Origin of the sequence: Salinispora pacifica CNR114, from assembly GCF_000514775.1 — a bacterium.
Lineage (GTDB): Bacteria > Actinomycetota > Actinomycetes > Mycobacteriales > Micromonosporaceae > Micromonospora > Micromonospora pacifica.
Genome location: NZ_AZWO01000039.1, coordinates 31,278 through 48,650 on the forward strand (window position 1 = coordinate 31,278; position 17,373 = coordinate 48,650).

Here is a 17,373-nt window from a genome sequence, read left to right on the forward strand (position 1 = left end):
GGCGATGAGATGCCCGGCTGGGCCAGAAGTTAGCGACAGCTGACCGGGCTCTCCGACCGCCGCACCGGTGGTGCCAAGCCCGGGCGGGCGCTGTGCCTCTACAGTCGATCTGTGCCGATCCTTGCCTCACCCGCACTGCCGCGCGGCTCGATGGCGGCGCTGACGCAACCCGAGCTCACCACGCAGGACCTACTGCTTCGCCCCTGGCAGCCGTCAGATCGGCGTACCGTCGTGGCTGGCTACGCCGACCCGGCCATCCAACGCTGGCACTGCCGCTCGATGACCGACGATGAAGCTGATGACTGGATAGCCGCCTGGCCCGGCCGGTGGAGCGGGGAGACCGGCGCCGGTTGGGCCGTGCTGGCTGCGGGACACGTCGTAGGGCAGATCAGCCTGCGCCGGGTGGACCTGGCCGAGGGCTTGGCGGAGGTGTCGTACTGGGTGCTGCCGGAGGCGCGCGGCCGCCGGGTCGCCCCCCGCGCGTTGTCCGCGGTCACCGCCTGGTCCTTCACCACCCTCCGGCTCCACCGCGTCGAACTCTGCCACTCGACGGTGAACACCGCGTCCTGCCGGGTCGCGCAGTACGCCGGCTTCACGATGGAAGGCACGAAACGGGGCGAGGCTCGCCACACCGATGGCTGGCACGACATGCACCTCCACTCCCGTCTCGACCACGACCGGTAGCCGCCCGGAGCTGAGAGCTTTCGTCGATGCCATCCCCACAACCAAAGGTGACCCCGGTGACCGAGGTGAAGCAACCGCTGCCGACCGCTCCGCCAGCGCGCCTCGACCGCCGGCTCAACGGAGCGTTGCTGTTTCCGGCACCGGGCCGAACTATCGATGTAGAAGCGCGCCGTCTTCGGCACCACCGCCGGTCACACCCGACAGGCGCCGGGCCGGCAGGGTCAGGACCAGCACGACCGCGAGCACCGGAATCGCCGCAGCGACGAGAAAGGCCGTGCCGGCGTTGGTCTGGCTGACCAGCACGCCGCCGAGAGCGTAGCCGCCGGCGCCGCCGAGACCGGTCGCGGAAGCGAGCCACGTGAACGCCTCGGTCCGGCAGTGCGCGGGCGCGAGAAGACCGCAGATCGTGGCCAGTGTCGCCGCCGCCGGTGAGATCGCGAGTCCGGCCAGGAACATCAGGGGATAGAGGACCACGAGGTTCTGACCCGTCAACAGGGTGCAGAATCCGAGGCCGGTCAGGCCCAGTAGGACTCCGCACTGCCGCCGGATACCTCCGGGCCAGTCCCGAGTGCCGAACGCGAGCCCTCCCGCCACGCTCCCGGCTGCCCAGACCGCCAACAACACTCCCGCTGCGGACGTCGACCCGAGTTCGATGGCCCGGGCGATGATCCCGACCTCGATGAACCCGACCGCCGCCATCTGCAGCGCCACGATGAGCAGTAGGGGAGCGAGGGACAACAACCCGCGGTCCAACAACCTGCGGTGTCGGGTGGTCGCCCGAATCTGCTCACCCTTCGACCAACCCGCCGTGGCGGCGAACAGCCCGGCGCCCACCAGACCCACGACGACAGCGATAAGCAACGCCGTCATGGGCGAAGCCACTACCACCAGTGCGGCGACGAGCGCGGGACCCCCGATGAACATGACCTCCGTGCCGATCGTGTCCAGGCTCAGGGCGCTGGCCCGCTCGCTCGGCTTGCCGAAGCTGCGGATGAACACGGAGCGGATAGCCGCACCCAGCGGCGGGGTCGACACGCCAGCGACCGCTGCGAGCGGCCAGATGAACGGCGCGGGCACCACGACGAGGGCGATGATGCCCGCCGCATTGATCACCGCCGCGATGACCAGCACGTACGGTCCCCGGCGGTCGACCATTCGGCCGATGACGACGAAGCCGAAGCTCGCGGTAACCGCATAGACGGCTACGACCGCGCCCCCTGCCCCTAACCCACCGAGGTGTTCTTGGGCGAACAGGAGCAACGCGAGCGGGACCATGGTCTGGGTGAGCCGTGCGATCAGCGAGCCGGGGAACGCCCACCGAATCGTCGGGTGCGAGACCACCACGAGGTACCGACGCACTCCGACGGGGTCGGCCACCGGCGGCGCGGAGGTCTGGTCCGGGGCGGTGCTCACGACTGCCTTCCCCCGGGCATGGTTTGCGGGAACCCGTAGAGGATCAGTCGGACGGGCTCCTGTGCCTCCGAGGACGCCAGTTCGGCGCGGCGCACATGCTCCCGGGTGATCGACTCCACTTCCCGCCCCCAGGCGGACAGTTCGGCGGGCGACATCAGCGCGGTGCGGCTGTGCATCGTCACCGACGTGTTCCACCCGGCGTGGCGCTCGTCGTGCGTGGCCACGAACTCCTGCAACAGGGCCTGGTCCCGGTGCAGCCGGACGCGCATGAACTGCTCCTGCGCCTTTCCCGTTTCTGGGTCATCCGTCGGCACGTCCGCCAAGGGCACGTCGGTATCCGGGGTCGCCCGTCGCCAGTGGCGCTCCCGAAGGCTGGCCCCCTCCACCACGGCCGGCTCGACCAGGCCCTGCGCGGCGAGGATGCGCAGGTGGTAGGAGCAGGTCTTCGGGGTGAGGCCGAGCAGCGTGGCACCTTCACTCGCCGTCAGCGTGTCCCGTACCCGAAGCAGGTCGAGGAGAGCCAGGCGGGTCGGATGGGCCAACGCCCGCAGGCCCTCCAGCGTGGCTACCGCTCGAATTGTGGAAGACATGTTCCGGAACATTAGTTCCCAAGTTGTCCAGCGGTCAAGAGCTGGACGGGTTCAGCCTCGAGTCAGACGGATCCACTCCCGGTCTAACCGATTCCGATTGCCCGTTTTATCCGCCTATGGCGCTTCCGGTCAGCTCGGCGAGGTACGCCTTTTCGACGGCGGTGCCGTCCTGTCCCGCACCGGGTTTGATGGGGCCATTGATGCCCCCCGGGCTTCACGGGAGCCGTAGCTTCCCGACCCGGACCCAGGTGCGGGCGCGAGCCGGCGGGGGTGTCGGCTGCGCTGGCGCTGCCGCGCTGGCTCCCCTACCCGTGACGGAGTCCAGCTACGTGCTCACCATCGGCGTCGACTCGCTCCGCCGCCTCGCCCGTGAAGGGCGGTGCTCGTCACCGATCGGGCTTGGCTCGTGACCGCAGCAGTCAGATGCCGACGCTTCATGGGGGACGCCCAGGCACGCGGATCGGGTACTATCTGGCTCGGGTCGAGAGGCGCTGCGACGGGCAGAGCCCGCCACGCTCGGCCCTGATTTGTTAAAACAAGGGCGCCTCCGAGCTTTGGAGGCGGCTGCTTGAGCGCGTTACTGAGCCAGAAGAGCACGGCATCGTCGCTACGGCAGCTGATGTCGCAGCGGGTTCTGGTACTAGACGGCGCCTGGGGCACGATGCTGCAGGCCGCGAAGCTCACCGCCGCGGACTATCGAGGCGACCTGATCGTCGACCATCCGCAGGACGTCAATGGCGATCCCGACCTGCTCAACCTCACCCGGCCCGACGTCATTCTGGACGTACACCGGCAGTATCTGGCCGCCGGCGCCGATATCACCACGACCAATACCTTCACGGCGACGAGCATCGGCCAGGCCGACTACGGGCTCCAGTCACTGGTTCGTGAGATGAACGTTCAGGGTGCGCGGCTGGCCCGGCAGGCGGCGGACGAGTTCGGTGGCCGATTCGTGGCCGGCTCGATCGGGCCGCTGAACGTGACGCTGTCGCTGTCGCCGCGGGTCGAGGACCCGGCGTATCGCGCCGTCGACTTCGACGAGGTGCGCGCGGCGTACGCGGAGCAGATCTCGGCCCTGGCCGAGGGCGGTGTCGACCTCCTGCTGATCGAGACGATCTTCGACACGTTGAACGCGAAAGCGGCGATCGCCGCAGCTCGTGAGGTCGCGCCGCAGCTGCCGCTGTGGATTTCCGTGACCATCGTCGACCTCAGCGGCCGGACGCTGTCGGGGCAGACCGTGGAGGCATTCTGGCGCTCGATAGAGCGGGCCGATCCGCTGGTCGTCGGCGTGAACTGCTCGCTGGGCGCGGCCGAGATGCGCCCGCATATCGAGGAGCTTTCCAAGATCGCCAAGAGCTACGTGGCGTGTCACCCCAACGCCGGTCTGCCGAACGCTTTCGGCGGCTACGACCAAACGCCGGAGGAAACCGCCGGCCTGCTCGGCGAGTTTGCCGCATCCGGCTTGCTCAACATCGCCGGTGGCTGCTGCGGCACCTCACCGGAGCACATCGCCCGGATCGCCGCCGCCGTGGCCGGCATCCCGCCACGGACGGTTGCCGCCCAGCCTGAAGCCACCCGGTTCAGTGGGCTGGAGCCGTTCGCGATCGGACCGGACACCGGGTTCGTGATGATCGGTGAGCGCACCAACGTCACCGGCTCGGCCAAGTTCCGTCGGCTCATCGAGTCGGACAACTATCAGGGCGCGGTCGACGTGGCCCTGGAGCAGGTCCGCGGCGGCGCCAACCTGCTCGACGTCAACATGGACGCGGACCTGCTCGACAGCGAGCGCGCCATGACGACCTTCCTCAATCTTATCGCCACCGAGCCCGAGGTTGCCCGGATCCCGGTGGTGATTGACAGCTCGAAGTGGACGGTGCTCGAAGCCGGCCTCAAGTGTGTGCAGGGCAAGGCCGTGGTCAACTCCATCAGCCTCAAGGAAGGCACGGAGTCGTTCCTGGCGCAGGCCCGCCGGATCCACGACTATGGTGCCGGCGTGGTGGTGATGGCCTTCGACGAGGACGGCCAGGCCGACACCACCGAACGAAAGGTGTCCATCTGCGCCCGGGCCTACGATCTGCTCGTCGAGCAGGTCGGGTTCGCGCCGGAGGACATTATCTTCGACCCGAACGTGCTCGCGGTCGCCACCGGCATCGCCGAGCACAACGGGTACGCGAAGGCGTTCATCGACGCCCTCCCGCTGATCAAGGCGCGCTGCCCGGGTGCCCGCACCAGCGGCGGCATCTCCAACCTGTCATTCTCCTTCCGGGGTAACGACGTGGTTCGCGAGGCGATGCATTCGGCGTTCCTGTTGCACGCTGTCCGTGCCGGGTTGGACATGGGCATCGTCAACGCCGGCCAGCTCGCCGTATACGCCGACATCCCCGCCGACCTCATCGAACTCGTCGAGGACGTGATTTTCGACCGGCGCCCGGACGCCACCGACCGCCTGGTCACCTTCGCGTCGACCGTCACCGGTTCCGGCACGAAGCGTGCGGTCGACCTCTCCTGGCGCGAGGCGCCGGTGCACGAGCGGCTGTCGTACGCGCTCGTGCACGGCATCGTCGACTTCATCGAAGAGGACACGGAGGAGGCCCGGCAGGGCCTCGACCGGCCCCTCAATGTCATCGAGGGTCCGCTGATGGACGGAATGAAGATCGTCGGCGACCTGTTCGGCGCCGGCAAGATGTTCCTGCCGCAGGTGGTCAAGAGTGCCCGGGTCATGAAGCGCTCGGTCGCCTACCTCGAACCGTTCATGGAAGCCGAGAAGGAGCAGGCTCGCCTGGAGGGCCGGATCGACCCCGGCCGCGGGCAGGGCAAGGTCGTACTGGCGACCGTGAAGGGCGATGTGCACGACATCGGCAAGAACATCGTCGGCGTGGTCCTGGGTTGCAACAACTACGAGGTCATCGACCTGGGCGTGATGGTTCCGGCCGGCCGGATTCTGGACACCGCCGTCGCCGAGGGCGCCGACGCCATCGGCCTGTCCGGCTTGATCACGCCATCACTGGACGAGATGGTCGCCGTCGGCGCCGAGATGCAGCGCCGCGGTCTCAAGGTGCCCCTGCTGATCGGCGGGGCCACGACATCGCGTCAACACACCGCCGTGCGCATCGCCCCCTCGTACGACGGCACAACCGTGCACGTGCTCGACGCGTCCCGGGTCGTCGGCGTGGTCTCCGACCTGCTCGACGACGGTCGGGCCCGCGAGTTGGACCGCACCAACCGCGTCGAGCAGGAGCAACTGCGCGAGGCGCACGCCAACCGGCGCTCCCAGCCGATGCTCGGCCTGGCTGAGGCCCGCGCCAACCGCGAGCAGGTCGACTTCAGCGACCTACCGACCCCAAACTTCACCGGCTGGCGGACGGTCCAGCCCACCCTGCCCGAGCTGCGCGAGATGATCGACTGGCAGTTCCTGTTCTTGGCCTGGGAGCTCAAGGGCAAGTTCCCGGCGATCCTGGATCAGCCGGTCGCCCGCGAGCTCTACGACGACGCCAACACTCTGTTGGACAAGATCACGAAGGACGGCTCCTTCCAGGCCCGAGGCGTCTACGGCTTCTGGCCCGCACACTCCGAGGGCGACGACATCGTCCTCGGCAACGGGGTGCGCCTGCCGATGCTACGCCAGCAGACGGTGAAACCGGCCGGCCGAAACAACCGCTGCCTGGCCGACTACGTCGCCCCCGACGGTGACCACCTCGGTGGCTTCGCCGTGACCATCCACGGCGCCGACTCCCTGGCCGCGCACTACGAGGCCCAGCACGACGACTACCGCGCGATCATGGTCAAGGCGCTGGCCGACCGCCTTGCCGAAGCCTTCGCCGAGTACATCCACCTGAAGGCCCGCCGCGACTGGTTCGAGCCAGACGCCACGCCGGACCTCGCCGACCTGCACGCCGAACGCTTCCGGGGCATCCGACCGGCGCTCGGCTATCCCGCCAGCCCGGATCACAGCGAGAAGCGGGACCTGTTCGACCTGCTGGAGACCGCCGAGCTCGGCATCGGTCTGACGGAGACCTGCGCGATGACGCCGGCAGCCAGCGTCAGTGGGCTGATCTTTGCCAACCCGGCGGCGAAATACTTCACCGTGGGCCGGATCGGCAAGGACCAGATCGAAGACTACGCCGCCCGCCGCGCCATCAGCGTCGCCGAGGCCGAGCGGTGGCTGCGACCCAATCTGGCCTATGAACCGTCCTGACGCCGGCCGCGTCCGAACCGACCACGTGGTGTACCGGCCGGGTGGGAGCGCCACGTCGTAACGTCGTCGGGCATCCGGCTCCGCGCCGACCGCGGAGAGGCCGACGACGGCGCCAGCTGGGCCTGGGAGCCGGAGACCTGGGAAGGTCCAGAAGATCCGGAGCCCACACTGTGGTCATGGCAGTGTGGTCAGCGTCTACATGCTGGTCTCGGCGACTGCTGAAGCCGTGGTAAGGGGAGACGCCATGCTCAAACAGACTGTCCGGCACCTTCTAGGTGCGGTCGCGGCCTGGTGGGTGTTCGTCGCGCAGGCGGCCGCCGCCTACACAGTGCTGTTCGGACTTGCGCTGTTGACCAATGCACCGCTAGGTAGTCCGCTAGCCGGGCCGATGACGGTGCTGCTTGCTGCCGTGCTGGGCGCCATCTTGGTGCCGCTGCTGTTCTTGCCAGCCGGCCTGGTCGGCGAGGCGGCCACGAAACATGGGCGCCTCTTTCTGAGGCTAGTGACTACGTTCGCCGTGGCCGCCGCGCTGGCCACGATCTATGTTGTCGTCGTGGCGGTAGCAACCGACGCGTCAGCTGCCGGCACAACGCTGGCGTGCCTGAGCAGCATGGTCGCTGTGCTCAGCCCCACCGTGGCCTACGTGGTCCTCGCCCACGCCATGTCGAGGACCAATTCGGCCCGACGGCACTTTCCGTCGCCGGCATCAGGCCCGGTTAGCACCTAGTCGGAGCCGACGCACTTCCACCCCGGCAGGCAGTCCCGTGGGGACGCGGTCGGGCGCACTGGCCCCGATCTGGCGCTACGCGGTCTCGACTCGACAGGCCCGGGCAGGTCAAGACCCATGAATCACCCATTTCGTACCTATCATCAGCAAGGAGGGCAAAAAGTCGTCTATGTGATGGGAAGCCATGAACAAGAACGCGAAGGTGACTACCACCCGCGCCACCGCGACCGCTGCGGTAGCCGCCACCACCGCATTCGTGATGATGGGCAACGTGGTCAGCGCCGCACCCGTCGGCCCGATCGACCCCGTCGAGGCCACCCAAGGATTCCTGGTCATGACGGAGGGAAACGCGACCTTGATCGGCACGGAGAACGAGGGGACGCTGGCCGTCGGCGGGAACCTCGCATTCTCGCAGTACCAGTTGGCCGTGGTGAGCGCCGGAAACTTCTTCGCCCCCGGCGAGAGCATCCCCACGGCTCTCGTGGTGGACGGGCAGGTGGACTTCGTGAACAGTCAGCCCGGCACCCGCCTCCAAGTCCTGCAGGGCGGATACGCCAAGATCGGAAACCTGAACGGCACCTTCGTGCGGAATGTCGACAACAACAACGCGCCGTCCAACACACGGATCCTGCCGGCCGACGACTACGACGCCTCACCCCGGATCGAACTCGTCACCAACCAGTCGGTACCGAGTGTCGGCCCGGTCTCGGTGATCGACTTCGCGGAGGCGTTCCAGACCTTCCGGTCAAACTCCACCGAGCTCGCGACGTGCCAGAACACCGTCGTGCTGCGGGACCCGAACGGCGACCCGATCTCCTCCCCCATCCCGCCCGGGACCAACGCCGTCATCAACCTGAGCCCGAACACCACCAACGTGCTCAACATCAACTCGACCGATCTGGACAACATCGGCATCCTGACCTTCGCCGACCAGCCGACCGCGAGCAGCCCATTGTTGGTTAACGTCGACACCACCGATGTGGGGGACACCTTCGCCTGGACCGCACCGAACTTCGCCGGCATCGGTGGGCCCGAAGCCCGCTTCATCCTGTTCAACTTCCCCACCGCCACCACCCTCACCCTCGCGCCCGGCGGCGCCACGGTCGAAGGAACGATCTACGCGCCGCGCGCCGACTACACCGATCTTGACCAGAGCAACACCGAAGGCAGCATCATCGCGCGCACCCTGGAGCATCGCGGCGGGGAAATCCACGACTCCCCCTTCAGCACGACGCTCGCCTGCGACAGCGGTTCCCCGACGGCCAGCCCGACGGCGACGCCAACTACCAGCCCCACCGCCGATCCGACGGCGACCCCGACCGTCACGCCAAGCCCGACCGGGACCGACCTACCAATCACCGGATCGTCCAGCGGGTCGATGCTCCTCGCCGGCAGCCTGGCCGTGCTAACCGGCACCGCCCTCCTGCTCACAATCGGTCTCACGCACCGGCGCCGGCGCAACGCCGAAAGCTGAGCGCAACGACGCACCGCTACCTGGACGATGGCCCTCCGCCCGCGGCGGATCGCGGTGGGCCTCGTCCAGGCAGGCGGCGGACGCACCGACCAGCCAGGGCAGGGTGGTCAGGAACTCAGGCAGCACAAACCCGGGTTGCGCTCGCGGGCCTCCGCCACCTCCGCGTCAGCGTCAGCGAACGCCGTGCAGACCTCCCGTTGGTACGCACTGAATGTCCCCTCATCGTCTGGGTGGTCCGGACAACCCCGGCGGCGATGTGGGACACGTCTTCAATGTAGCCACGGATCGCGACTGCCGTAGGCGTGGCTACTCGCGGTCCTGCATGCAGGCGCTCCTCGGTTGGTATCAGCAGCGGGGAGTTACGAGAGCGTATCTGCAGGCTTCCCGAGATGGTGAGTCGCACTACCGGGCGTTGGGCTTCGCGCCGACGCATTCTCCGACCATGCGTCTGGTGCTACCGGCGTCGCTGTAGCCGTCGGTGAAGGTCAGAGGCAGCGCTGTCGTCCACCCTCTGTCGGTCGGGAGTCGGGTCACTCCGGCGGTAATCACGTCCGGCGTCGGCGAGAAACCGGACGCGCCACCGAGCAGTGACGCCACGCTCGGTCAGCAGTGCGTCAAGATTCTGCGCCAGTCCAGTGGGTCGCGGTGCGCCCGATACCAGTCGAAGGCCTTGCGCACGTCTTCCGCGAACAGACGGTGCCGTTCACCACCGTCGTCCTCGGCGTCGAGGTCAGCGCGCACCAAACGTCAGGATCAGGGGGCTGTCTATTTCCGGCGGGACGGCACCGGTACCCGTCTCGCGGGTAATACCGCGAGTGGTGGCGGTGGCGGCGCCCGGGTCGGCATTGGAGGACAGTTGACGGTGCGGCATGTCAACCTCATTGAGAACACCTCTGTGAGCCTGGGAGGTGGCCTGTTCGTCGAAGGTAAAAGGGACCCAAGCTTCGTTGTCGTCGAGGACAGTCTCATCAAGAACAACACCACCCCAACGTCCCTCGGCGGAGGAATATACAACTCGGCGCAAACGACGGTACAGAGCATAAAGATCGTCGGCATCCAAGCCGATCAGGGCACTGGCGTCTACAACGACAGTAACGAAACACTCATTCTCTTTTCGACGAAGATTATCGAGAACATCGCTGTCACCGATGGCGGGGCATCTTCATCGAAGGAGGCGGCACTGTCGTGTTGATCACCGGCACCGGCACCGGCACCATTGTGGCCAAGAACCGGCCGAACATATGCTCCGGCGACGTACCTGTCGCACCGCGATGACTATCCACGAGGGATCCCGGTCCAGGGCGTGGCCGTGGGACGGACCCTTCCGTAGCCACCGCGGATACATCTCGGTGTTTGTCGGTGCCCAGCATGGTGGCGGCCATCCCGCGACAACCCGGATGCGCAGCGTGACCTGAGAACAGCGCTCCGTGTGGTCTGGCGACGGCGAAGCGGGTCTTGAGACTTCGTCGGTAGATGGTGCGATCGGACGCGAAATCGGCGATCCAGCCGGGAGCCAGATCGGTCAAAGGGCTATGAAGTAGGGTTCTGGCCCAAGTCACCGCCGTCCAAGGGTTGCGGGACGACGAATGTACCGCCATATTTCCTGTGATCCGATACCACCGGGCGGGGAGGCGTTGTCGGCGACCAAAACGCATGTCCACATAGGTTTGAAACGGTCTTCACCCGCCGCCGCCCGGCTGGCGTGACAAGGAGCAGGTAGTGACGGTGGTGCGGCATCGGCGCAGCAGGCAGACGAGCTCCACGTTGGCTTCGCCGAGTCCGGAGCCCTCGGTCGGATCCTCCTCGGCCCAGGTGGTCCCGAGTCAGGGAGGAACCATCCGTGGCCGGTTGGTCGGCATCATCGCCCTGCCGGTAGTGGCAGTCGTCTTACTGCTCGGCTACATAACGGTCGTGGAGACTTCCAGCTACCGCGCCGTCACGGCGGCCAGTGACTCGGTGTCGCTCGCCCTCGCCGTGCAGGATCTGACCCAGGAACTGCAGACTGAGCGCGGTCTCACCGCCGGTCTGCTCGGCGGCAACGTGGGGTTTCGTTCCGAGATTGGCCCAGCCCGGCAGCGGGTGGACCAGCGGCGGGCGGTGGTCGAAACCGCGATCGCCGACGGTGGGGATGTTGCCGACCGCGTGGACCTGGCGCTGCGGGAGCTCGACGGGCTTTCCGTGGTCCGCTCCGGTGCCGACAACGGCAGCGCCGGGCGGGCAGCCACGTTCGAGTTCTTCACCGAACGCATCGCCACATTGAATCGCGTCGACCTCGGACTCGAACAGGTCACCGATCCGGAGCTGCGGCGGCACGTCGCCACCTTCACCGCACTAAACAGGATCAAGGAGAGCACCGCCCAACAGCGGGCCTTCCTCAACGGGGTGTTCTCCGCCGGTGGATTCGAAAAGGGTGAGTTCCTCCAGTTCGCCGCGATGCGTGCTGCTCGGGACGTCGCCCTCGTCGACTTCACGGGACAGGCGACGCCGAGTCAGAAGGCCGCCAGCGATTGGGTGCTGGACACGGGTGCCGCCCGGGTGGCTGCCCACTTCGAGCAGGTCGCCCTCACCTCCGCGGATGGCCGTCGGTTACAGGTCAACCCCCAGTCATGGTGGTCGGCCCTCACCACCGTGCTGGACGGCATGCGCGGAATTCAGCAGCACGTCGGCGCGGAGATCGAGGCTCGGGCCGCGGAGCGCCAGAACGAGTCGACCCAGCGCATCCTCGTGGTCGCCACCGGTGTGCTGCTCTTCCTGGTCAGCGCGATCGCCTTGCTGGTGTTGGCCGCGCGGTCGATCACCCGCCCGCTGGCGACGCTTGTCGCCGAGGCCAACGACCTGGCGACAACCCGGCTGCCAGCCGCGGTGAGCCGGCTCCAGGATGGGCACGAGGACGGTGATCTGGTGGCCCCGGACTCGGTCCGGGTACCGGCCGGATCCACTTCGGAAATCCGATCGGTGGCTGGCGCCCTCGACCAAGTGCAGGCTGTGGCCTTCCGACTCGCCGCCGAGCAGGCCCTGCTCCGTCGCAGTACCACCGAATCGCTGGCGAACCTGGGGCGGCGTAACCAGAATCTGCTGCGGCGCCAGCTCGGGTTCATCACCACGTTGGAACGGGAGGAGAGTGATCCCGCCGGGCTCGCCAACCTCTTCGAGCTGGATCATCTCGCCACCCGTATGCGCCGCAACGCGGAAAGCCTGCTGGTACTGGTGGGTGCGGGTAAGCCTAAGCCGCGCCAGGGGCTGGCACCACTGCCGGTCGCCGATGTGATTCGCGCGGCAATCTCCGAGGTCGAGGAGTACCGGCGCGTGCAGTTGCGACGCATCGACGATTCCTGGGTCGTCGGAGCCGATGTCAGCGCGGTGGCGCACATACTCGCCGAGTTGGTGGAGAACGGGCTGACCTTCTCACCACCCGAATCCGACGTGGAAATCCAGGGTCGCCGCAGCGGCGAGGGGTATCTCATCGCCATTACCGACCACGGTGTTGGGATGTCGTCCGAGGAGCTAGCTCAGGCGAATGCCCGGCTTCGTGGGGAGGGCGACTTCCTCGTGGCCCCCACCCGGTATCTCGGGCATTATGTGGTGGGCCAACTCGCCCGGGACCTTGAGGTCGATGTCCAACTGGTCCCCTCGCCGGTAACCGGGGTAACCGCCAGGGTGCTCCTACCGCTCGCCGTGCTGACAACTCCGGGCACGGACCGGGGCGAGGACAGCTCGGTGGCCGGGGAGGCCTTGCCGATCGCTATCGCGTCCGAACAGGTCGCGGCGGTGTCCGCGGGCCCGTCCTACCAACCCCTTCAGGTCGCCAGTCGTCCCGCCGCCGAGGGGGCATCCGCCGGCACCGCCCCAGACACTGGTGGTTCTCAGCCCGACGCCGCGGCCCCGCCGGTGATCGACCAGCCGACCGGCTCCCCCATCCAGGTATCCCCGGCGGGCCTGAGCGGGGATCGGACCGCCAACGGGTTGCGCAAACGCCTGCCGCGGGAGCGGCGGACGACCACAGCGGTGCCTGCGGTCACCGCACCCGAGTCGGGACAACGTCCGCCAGCTCTTGACGACTCACCAACGAACATTCGGGACCGGTTAACCGCACTGCGCGCTGGAATGTTTCGCGGTCAGATCGAGCCGCCGGCGCACGGGACTGACTCCGACACTGATGCCCCGACCGAGCCTTGGAGGACACGTGACGGTTGACACCCAGACCGATCCGCACCAGTTGAACTGGTTGCTGGCTAAGTTCGTCCGGCATACCGACGGGGCCCGGGATGCTGTCGCCGTTTCCACCGACGGCCTGTTGATAGCCGCATCGGCGGGACTGGACCGGGGGGCCGCGGACCAGTTGGCGGCGATCGTGTCCAGTATGTCGAGCCTGGCACGAACAGCCTCTCGGAAGTACGACTTCGATGGACTGAAGCTGATCATGATCGAGATGAGGCGAGGGTTCCTCCTGATATCGACGATCGGTGACGGTAGCTGCCTGGGTGTGCTCGCCGAAGGCGGATGCGACCTGGGACTGGTCGGCTACGAAATCTCGCTCCTCGCTGAGCGGTTCGGCGCCATGCTGACCCCCGCCCTGATCTCCGAGTCGAGACGGGTCCTACCCCGGTGAACGACAGCGGACCCCGGCTGCCCGACCCGCGGATGATCCCACACTGGACCTCCACGCGGCCGCCAGCTCCCGTGGAACCGCAGCCGCCCGCCGCGGAACCGGCGGACGAGGCGGCGGTGCGTCCGTTCCTGCTCACCGGCGGGCGTACCCGGCCGGTGCAGGACGGGCTGCGGGTGGAGACCCTGCTCTCCGCCCGGCCCGCAGCGCTCTCCGCACCGCTGCGTTTCGAGGCCAACCGAATCGTGACGCTGTGCCAGCGACCCACCAGTGTCGCAGATCTAGCGGTGGCGATGCGGGTACCGCTCGGCGTGGTCCGGGTGCTCGTCGCCGACCTCCTCACCGAGGGCCACCTGCGTCGCGAGGAAGAGGGCGAGTTCTCCCTCGCCATGCTTGAGAGGATCAGAGACCGTGTCCGCGCCCTCTAGCTATCGGTCCGCGCCCACGTCCGTGAAGATCGTGGTCAGTGGCGGATTCGGGGTCGGCAAGACCACCTTCGTCGGGGCCATCTCGGAGATCGAACCCCTGGTCACTGAGGCCGAAATGACCGAAGTGTCGGTGGGCGTCGACGACGTCACCGGGGTCGCGGCCAAGACCACCACCACAGTGGCCCTGGACTTCGGCCGAATCAGTCTCGATGAGTCCCTGCTGATGTACCTGTTTGGCACGCCGGGTCAGGACCGCTTCGCTTTTCTGTGGGACGACCTCGTGGACGGTGCGTTGGGAGCGGTTGTCCTGGTCGACACCCGTCGCATCGAGGACTGCTTTCCCGCCATCGACTACTTCGAGGATCATAACGTTCCTTTCCTGTTGGCGATCAACAACTTCGACGTGGCCTACCGGTTCGAGCTCACCGAGGTACGAGAGGCCCTGGGGGTGGCGGACGACGTGCTGATCGTGGATTGCGACGCCCGCGACCGGGGGTCGGTCAAGCAGGTGTTGACCGCGCTCACCGAGGTGGTCCTGACCCAACACCTAGCTCGGTCAACCGTCGGTGATGTCGCCGGCAGAGCCTAACGAGAAGGGGAACACGCGCGATGCGGATACCAGCTTGGATCAGGGCAACGTCCCTCGTCGGCTCGGCCGTACTGGCTCTGGCTGGGTGTGCGTCCGATATTCAGCCCAAAGTCGCGGCCCCCGGCCCACCCACGGCGACCGACTGCGGCACCTTGACCCTGGCGGTAAACCCGTGGGTCGGGTACGAGGCAAACCTCGCCGTCATCAGCTACCTGGCCAAGAACCGGCTCAACTGCACCGTGGTCGAGAAGGACCTGAGTGAGGAAGACTCCTGGAAGCTGCTCGCCGCCGGCGAGGTCGACGCGATCCTGGAGAACTGGGGTCACGACGACTTGAAAAAGCAGTACATCGATGACGAGCGGGTCGCCGTGGAGCACGGCCTCACCGGTAACAAGGGCATCATCGGCTGGTATGTCCCGCCATGGCTGGCCGAGAGGTACCCGGGCATCACCGACTGGCGGAAGCTCAACGACTACGCCTTTCTGTTCCGGACCCCCGGCTCCGGCGGCAAAGGAGAGTTGCTCGGTGGCGACCCCAGCTACGTCACCAACGACGAGGCCCTGATCCGAAACCTGAAGCTGAACTACACGGTCACCTTCACCGGTAGTGAGGACAAGTTGATCGAGGCGTTCCGTGCGGCGGAGGAGGAACGGCGGGCCGTCATCGGGTACTTCTACGCACCCCAGTGGTTCCTCTCCGAGGTCGATCTGGTGCACATCAGACTCCCTGAGTACACCCCCGGGTGCGACGCCGATCCGGCGACGGTGGCCTGTGACTACCAGCCGTACGATCTCGACAAGATCGCCAACCGGGAGTTCGCCGAATCCGGTAGCCCGGCCGCGGGTTTGATCAAGAACTTCCAGTGGACTAACGCCGATCAGAACACGGTCGCTCGCTACATCCGGCAGGACAAGCTGTCCCGAGACGAGGCCGCCAAGAAATGGCTGGACGCGAACCCTGACGTCTGGCAGTCCTGGCTGCCTGCCACCTGAGCTGGACGCCCGGGCCGGGTGTGTGTGCGTGGGCCTTGACCGATGGTCAGTTCATCGACCTTCCGCCGGACCGGAGAGCCCGCTGGCCCAGGGCCAGCAAGCAGGATCTCCGGTGCCGCCGGCGGCCGCATCCTGGAGGGCAACGACCCGGCGCGGTGCGCCGACGCGCGGACCAGATCATCGACGCCGGTGTCCAACTGCACGTCGAGGCCACCACGCTCATGTACATCGAGCTGGGAAAGGACCTCATGCTGCTCAAGTTCCTCGACTTGGTCGAGCTGGCGCGGCGGCTGAGCGCACAGGACCTGCGCACCCTGGTTGAACGGACCCGACGGTACGGGTGCGCGGAGAGCGCGTACTACGCGCTGTACCACGCCCGACTGCTCTACCCCGCGGACGTGCCGGCTGGCTGGGTCGAGACGTTCGCCTGGGTCGACCCGGAGGTGATCGAGGTTTACGGCGTGCTGGACAACGACGCGCGGCGGTGGGAGCGGAGCTTCGCCGAGCGCTTCTTCGACTCCGGGCGGTGGCGGTCGCTGACCGCCCACAGCACCGTCCCCGGCCCGCGGGCGGTGGTGTGATGGGCGCCCGCGCAGCCCAGGCAGGCGACGTCGTCTTCTCCGGTGACGGCCGGTTCGCCGGCGCCCTGCGAGCGCTGCTACCGGATCACCTGCGCCGAGCCCGGCCGGCCCTGGTCACCCTGGTGATCCTGCAGCTCGTGCAGACCGTGGCCCTGCTCTACCTACCGAGGTTGGGAGTGTGGATATCTAACGGCCCTGTCTCACTTTCGGTGGTGACGGTGGGTGCTGTTATCCGAGGAGGATGCGGTGGCGGAGCAGGGTGAAGCCTGCTCGTCCGTGCATTTGACGTGCGATTCGTTTGGTCTTGGTGTTGACGCCTTCGGTGGGGCCGTTGCTGTAGGGGAGCGTGAGCGCGGCGTTCACGGCGTCGCGGTCGCGTTCCAGGCCCCTGGTCAAGGCGTGCAGGTGAGGTAGATCGACCGCGCGAACCTGCAGGATCCAGTGCGAGAGCCGGTCGGTGTTTGCGGGCTGAGGCGTCAGGAGCTCGGCGAAGCGTCCGACAGCGGCGGCGAGTTGCGTCATCTCTGGGCAGGCGGCGGTGAGCCGTGCCAGTAGATCTCGATGCTCGGGCTTGAGGTTGTCGGGTCTGGTGAGGATCATCCGGGCGAGGCGGCGTGGGGAGATGTGGCTGCGGTCGGCGTCCGCGCGGCCTTGGTTGATGTACTTGTGCAGGAGGTTGAGGCAGCCGGTGAAGCCGAGGGCCTTGATCTCTTCGAAGAGATGCTTGACGCCGACGCCGGGGTCCTCGGCCCGACGTTTGCGTAGGTGCTCACGGTAGGGGTCGACGAGGCTGGCACGGTATTTAGGTACGCGGAGCATCCGCTCGGGCCGGTCGGCTCGCGCGTAGCGTTTGACGGTGTTCAGGGATAGCTGCAGGCGGCGGGCGCATTCCAGCAGGCCCACGCCTTGGTCGAGCAGGTCATGGACCTGGTGCCAGCGTTGCTGGGTCGTCTGCNCGCGGGGGCCGTCGTAGATGGGTGCGTCCAGCACACCTGCCCAGCAGGCGCTGTGCGCCTTCACCTCGCTCAGAGCGGCTTCGCACAGGTTGTGCCACAGGTGCCACCTGTCCGCGACCTGCACCGCGTCGGGCAGGG

The 17,373-nt window shown here is 67.3% G+C and carries 17 protein-coding genes and 1 riboswitch; of the genes, 13 read left to right on the forward strand and 4 right to left on the reverse strand.

Annotated features, from left to right (window positions below):
* Positions 1–111: 111 nt before the first annotated feature.
* Positions 112–684 (forward strand): GNAT family N-acetyltransferase, encoded by a 573-nt coding sequence (locus B118_RS0120650; protein ID WP_028193340.1) that lies wholly within the window; start codon positions 112–114, stop codon positions 682–684.
* 150 nt (positions 685–834) lie between these two features.
* On the opposite strand, the gene B118_RS0120655 is transcribed toward B118_RS0120650, so the two are convergent.
* Complete coding sequence (locus B118_RS0120655) at positions 835–2,097, reverse strand: MFS transporter (protein ID WP_028193341.1); 1,263 nt, start codon at positions 2,095–2,097, stop codon at positions 835–837.
* Positions 2,094–2,699: a helix-turn-helix domain-containing protein gene (locus B118_RS0120660; protein WP_028193342.1), complete on the reverse strand. Its 606-nt coding sequence runs from the start codon at positions 2,697–2,699 to the stop codon at positions 2,094–2,096. Before B118_RS0120660 ends, B118_RS0120655 begins: the two co-directional genes overlap by 4 nt.
* Positions 2,700–3,164: 465 nt before the next feature.
* Positions 3,165–3,241: riboswitch (S-adenosyl-L-homocysteine riboswitch) on the forward strand.
* A gap of 26 nt (positions 3,242–3,267) precedes the next feature.
* Between B118_RS0120660 and metH the strand changes: the two genes are divergently transcribed.
* The 4 genes from metH (at position 3,268) to B118_RS30855 (ending at position 9,555) form a co-directional block, all read left to right on the forward strand.
* Positions 3,268–6,882 (forward strand): methionine synthase, encoded by a 3,615-nt coding sequence (gene metH / locus B118_RS0120665; RefSeq protein ID WP_080678117.1) that lies wholly within the window; start codon positions 3,268–3,270, stop codon positions 6,880–6,882.
* A 244-nt stretch (positions 6,883–7,126) separates the two neighbouring features.
* Complete coding sequence (locus B118_RS0120670; RefSeq protein WP_028193344.1) at positions 7,127–7,609, forward strand: hypothetical protein; 483 nt, start codon at positions 7,127–7,129, stop codon at positions 7,607–7,609.
* A gap of 184 nt (positions 7,610–7,793) precedes the next feature.
* Complete coding sequence (locus tag B118_RS0120675) at positions 7,794–9,083, forward strand: choice-of-anchor A family protein (protein ID WP_028193345.1); 1,290 nt, start codon at positions 7,794–7,796, stop codon at positions 9,081–9,083.
* Between the two features lie 211 nt (positions 9,084–9,294).
* Complete coding sequence (locus B118_RS30855; protein ID WP_080678116.1) at positions 9,295–9,555, forward strand: GNAT family N-acetyltransferase; 261 nt, start codon at positions 9,295–9,297, stop codon at positions 9,553–9,555.
* A gap of 131 nt (positions 9,556–9,686) precedes the next feature.
* Here the strand turns inward: B118_RS30855 and B118_RS32500 are convergent, their stop codons facing one another.
* Positions 9,687–9,824, reverse strand: a complete 138-nt coding sequence (locus tag B118_RS32500; RefSeq protein WP_196233703.1) for a hypothetical protein — start codon at positions 9,822–9,824, stop codon at positions 9,687–9,689.
* Between the two features lie 121 nt (positions 9,825–9,945).
* Between B118_RS32500 and B118_RS30860 the strand changes: the two genes are divergently transcribed.
* The 8 genes from B118_RS30860 (at position 9,946) to B118_RS31925 (ending at position 16,542) form a co-directional block, all read left to right on the forward strand.
* Positions 9,946–10,275, forward strand: coding sequence for a hypothetical protein (locus B118_RS30860; RefSeq protein ID WP_238324062.1), 330 nt, complete (start codon positions 9,946–9,948; stop codon positions 10,273–10,275).
* Between the two features lie 527 nt (positions 10,276–10,802).
* Positions 10,803–13,277 (forward strand): sensor histidine kinase, encoded by a 2,475-nt coding sequence (locus tag B118_RS0120695; protein ID WP_028193346.1) that lies wholly within the window; start codon positions 10,803–10,805, stop codon positions 13,275–13,277.
* Positions 13,267–13,692: a roadblock/LC7 domain-containing protein gene (locus tag B118_RS0120700; protein ID WP_018221331.1), complete on the forward strand. Its 426-nt coding sequence runs from the start codon at positions 13,267–13,269 to the stop codon at positions 13,690–13,692. The genes B118_RS0120695 and B118_RS0120700 overlap by 11 nt, the downstream gene beginning before the upstream one ends.
* Positions 13,689–14,117 carry a DUF742 domain-containing protein gene (locus B118_RS0120705; RefSeq protein ID WP_018221332.1) on the forward strand — a complete coding sequence of 143 codons (429 nt, stop codon included), beginning with the start codon at positions 13,689–13,691 and terminating at the stop codon, positions 14,115–14,117. The genes B118_RS0120700 and B118_RS0120705 overlap by 4 nt, the downstream gene beginning before the upstream one ends.
* Positions 14,101–14,706 (forward strand): GTP-binding protein, encoded by a 606-nt coding sequence (locus B118_RS0120710; protein ID WP_018221333.1) that lies wholly within the window; start codon positions 14,101–14,103, stop codon positions 14,704–14,706. The genes B118_RS0120705 and B118_RS0120710 overlap by 17 nt, the downstream gene beginning before the upstream one ends.
* Positions 14,707–14,726: 20 nt before the next feature.
* The gene (locus B118_RS0120715) at positions 14,727–15,698 is read left to right on the forward strand and encodes an ABC transporter substrate-binding protein (RefSeq protein ID WP_028193347.1); all 972 of its coding nucleotides are present in this window, start codon (positions 14,727–14,729) and stop codon (positions 15,696–15,698) included.
* A gap of 155 nt (positions 15,699–15,853) precedes the next feature.
* Positions 15,854–16,279 carry a hypothetical protein gene (locus B118_RS0120720; protein WP_028193348.1) on the forward strand — a complete coding sequence of 142 codons (426 nt, stop codon included), beginning with the start codon at positions 15,854–15,856 and terminating at the stop codon, positions 16,277–16,279.
* On the forward strand, positions 16,279–16,542 hold the full coding sequence (locus tag B118_RS31925; RefSeq protein ID WP_155256584.1) for a hypothetical protein: 264 nt from the start codon (positions 16,279–16,281) through the stop codon (positions 16,540–16,542). The genes B118_RS0120720 and B118_RS31925 overlap by 1 nt, the downstream gene beginning before the upstream one ends.
* Here B118_RS31925 and B118_RS0120725 read toward each other — a convergent pair.
* A partial coding sequence (locus B118_RS0120725; RefSeq protein WP_028193349.1) for a transposase occupies positions 16,508–17,373 on the reverse strand: 866 nt, incomplete at its 5' end. The genes B118_RS31925 and B118_RS0120725 overlap by 35 nt on opposite strands.

What these genes read in the sequence shown, in the direction of transcription:
- B118_RS0120660 (WP_028193342.1), bottom strand. Translation starts at nt 2,699, where the DNA reads ATGTTCCGGAACATGTCTTCCACAATTCGAGCGGTAGCCACGCTGGAG.
- B118_RS0120670 (WP_028193344.1), top strand. Translation starts at nt 7,127, where the DNA reads ATGCTCAAACAGACTGTCCGGCACCTTCTAGGTGCGGTCGCGGCCTGG.
- B118_RS0120675 (WP_028193345.1), top strand. Translation starts at nt 7,794, where the DNA reads ATGAACAAGAACGCGAAGGTGACTACCACCCGCGCCACCGCGACCGCT.
- B118_RS30855 (WP_080678116.1), top strand. Translation starts at nt 9,295, where the DNA reads ATGTCCCCTCATCGTCTGGGTGGTCCGGACAACCCCGGCGGCGATGTG.
- B118_RS0120715 (WP_028193347.1), top strand. Translation starts at nt 14,727, where the DNA reads ATGCGGATACCAGCTTGGATCAGGGCAACGTCCCTCGTCGGCTCGGCC.
- B118_RS31925 (WP_155256584.1), top strand. Translation starts at nt 16,279, where the DNA reads ATGGGCGCCCGCGCAGCCCAGGCAGGCGACGTCGTCTTCTCCGGTGAC.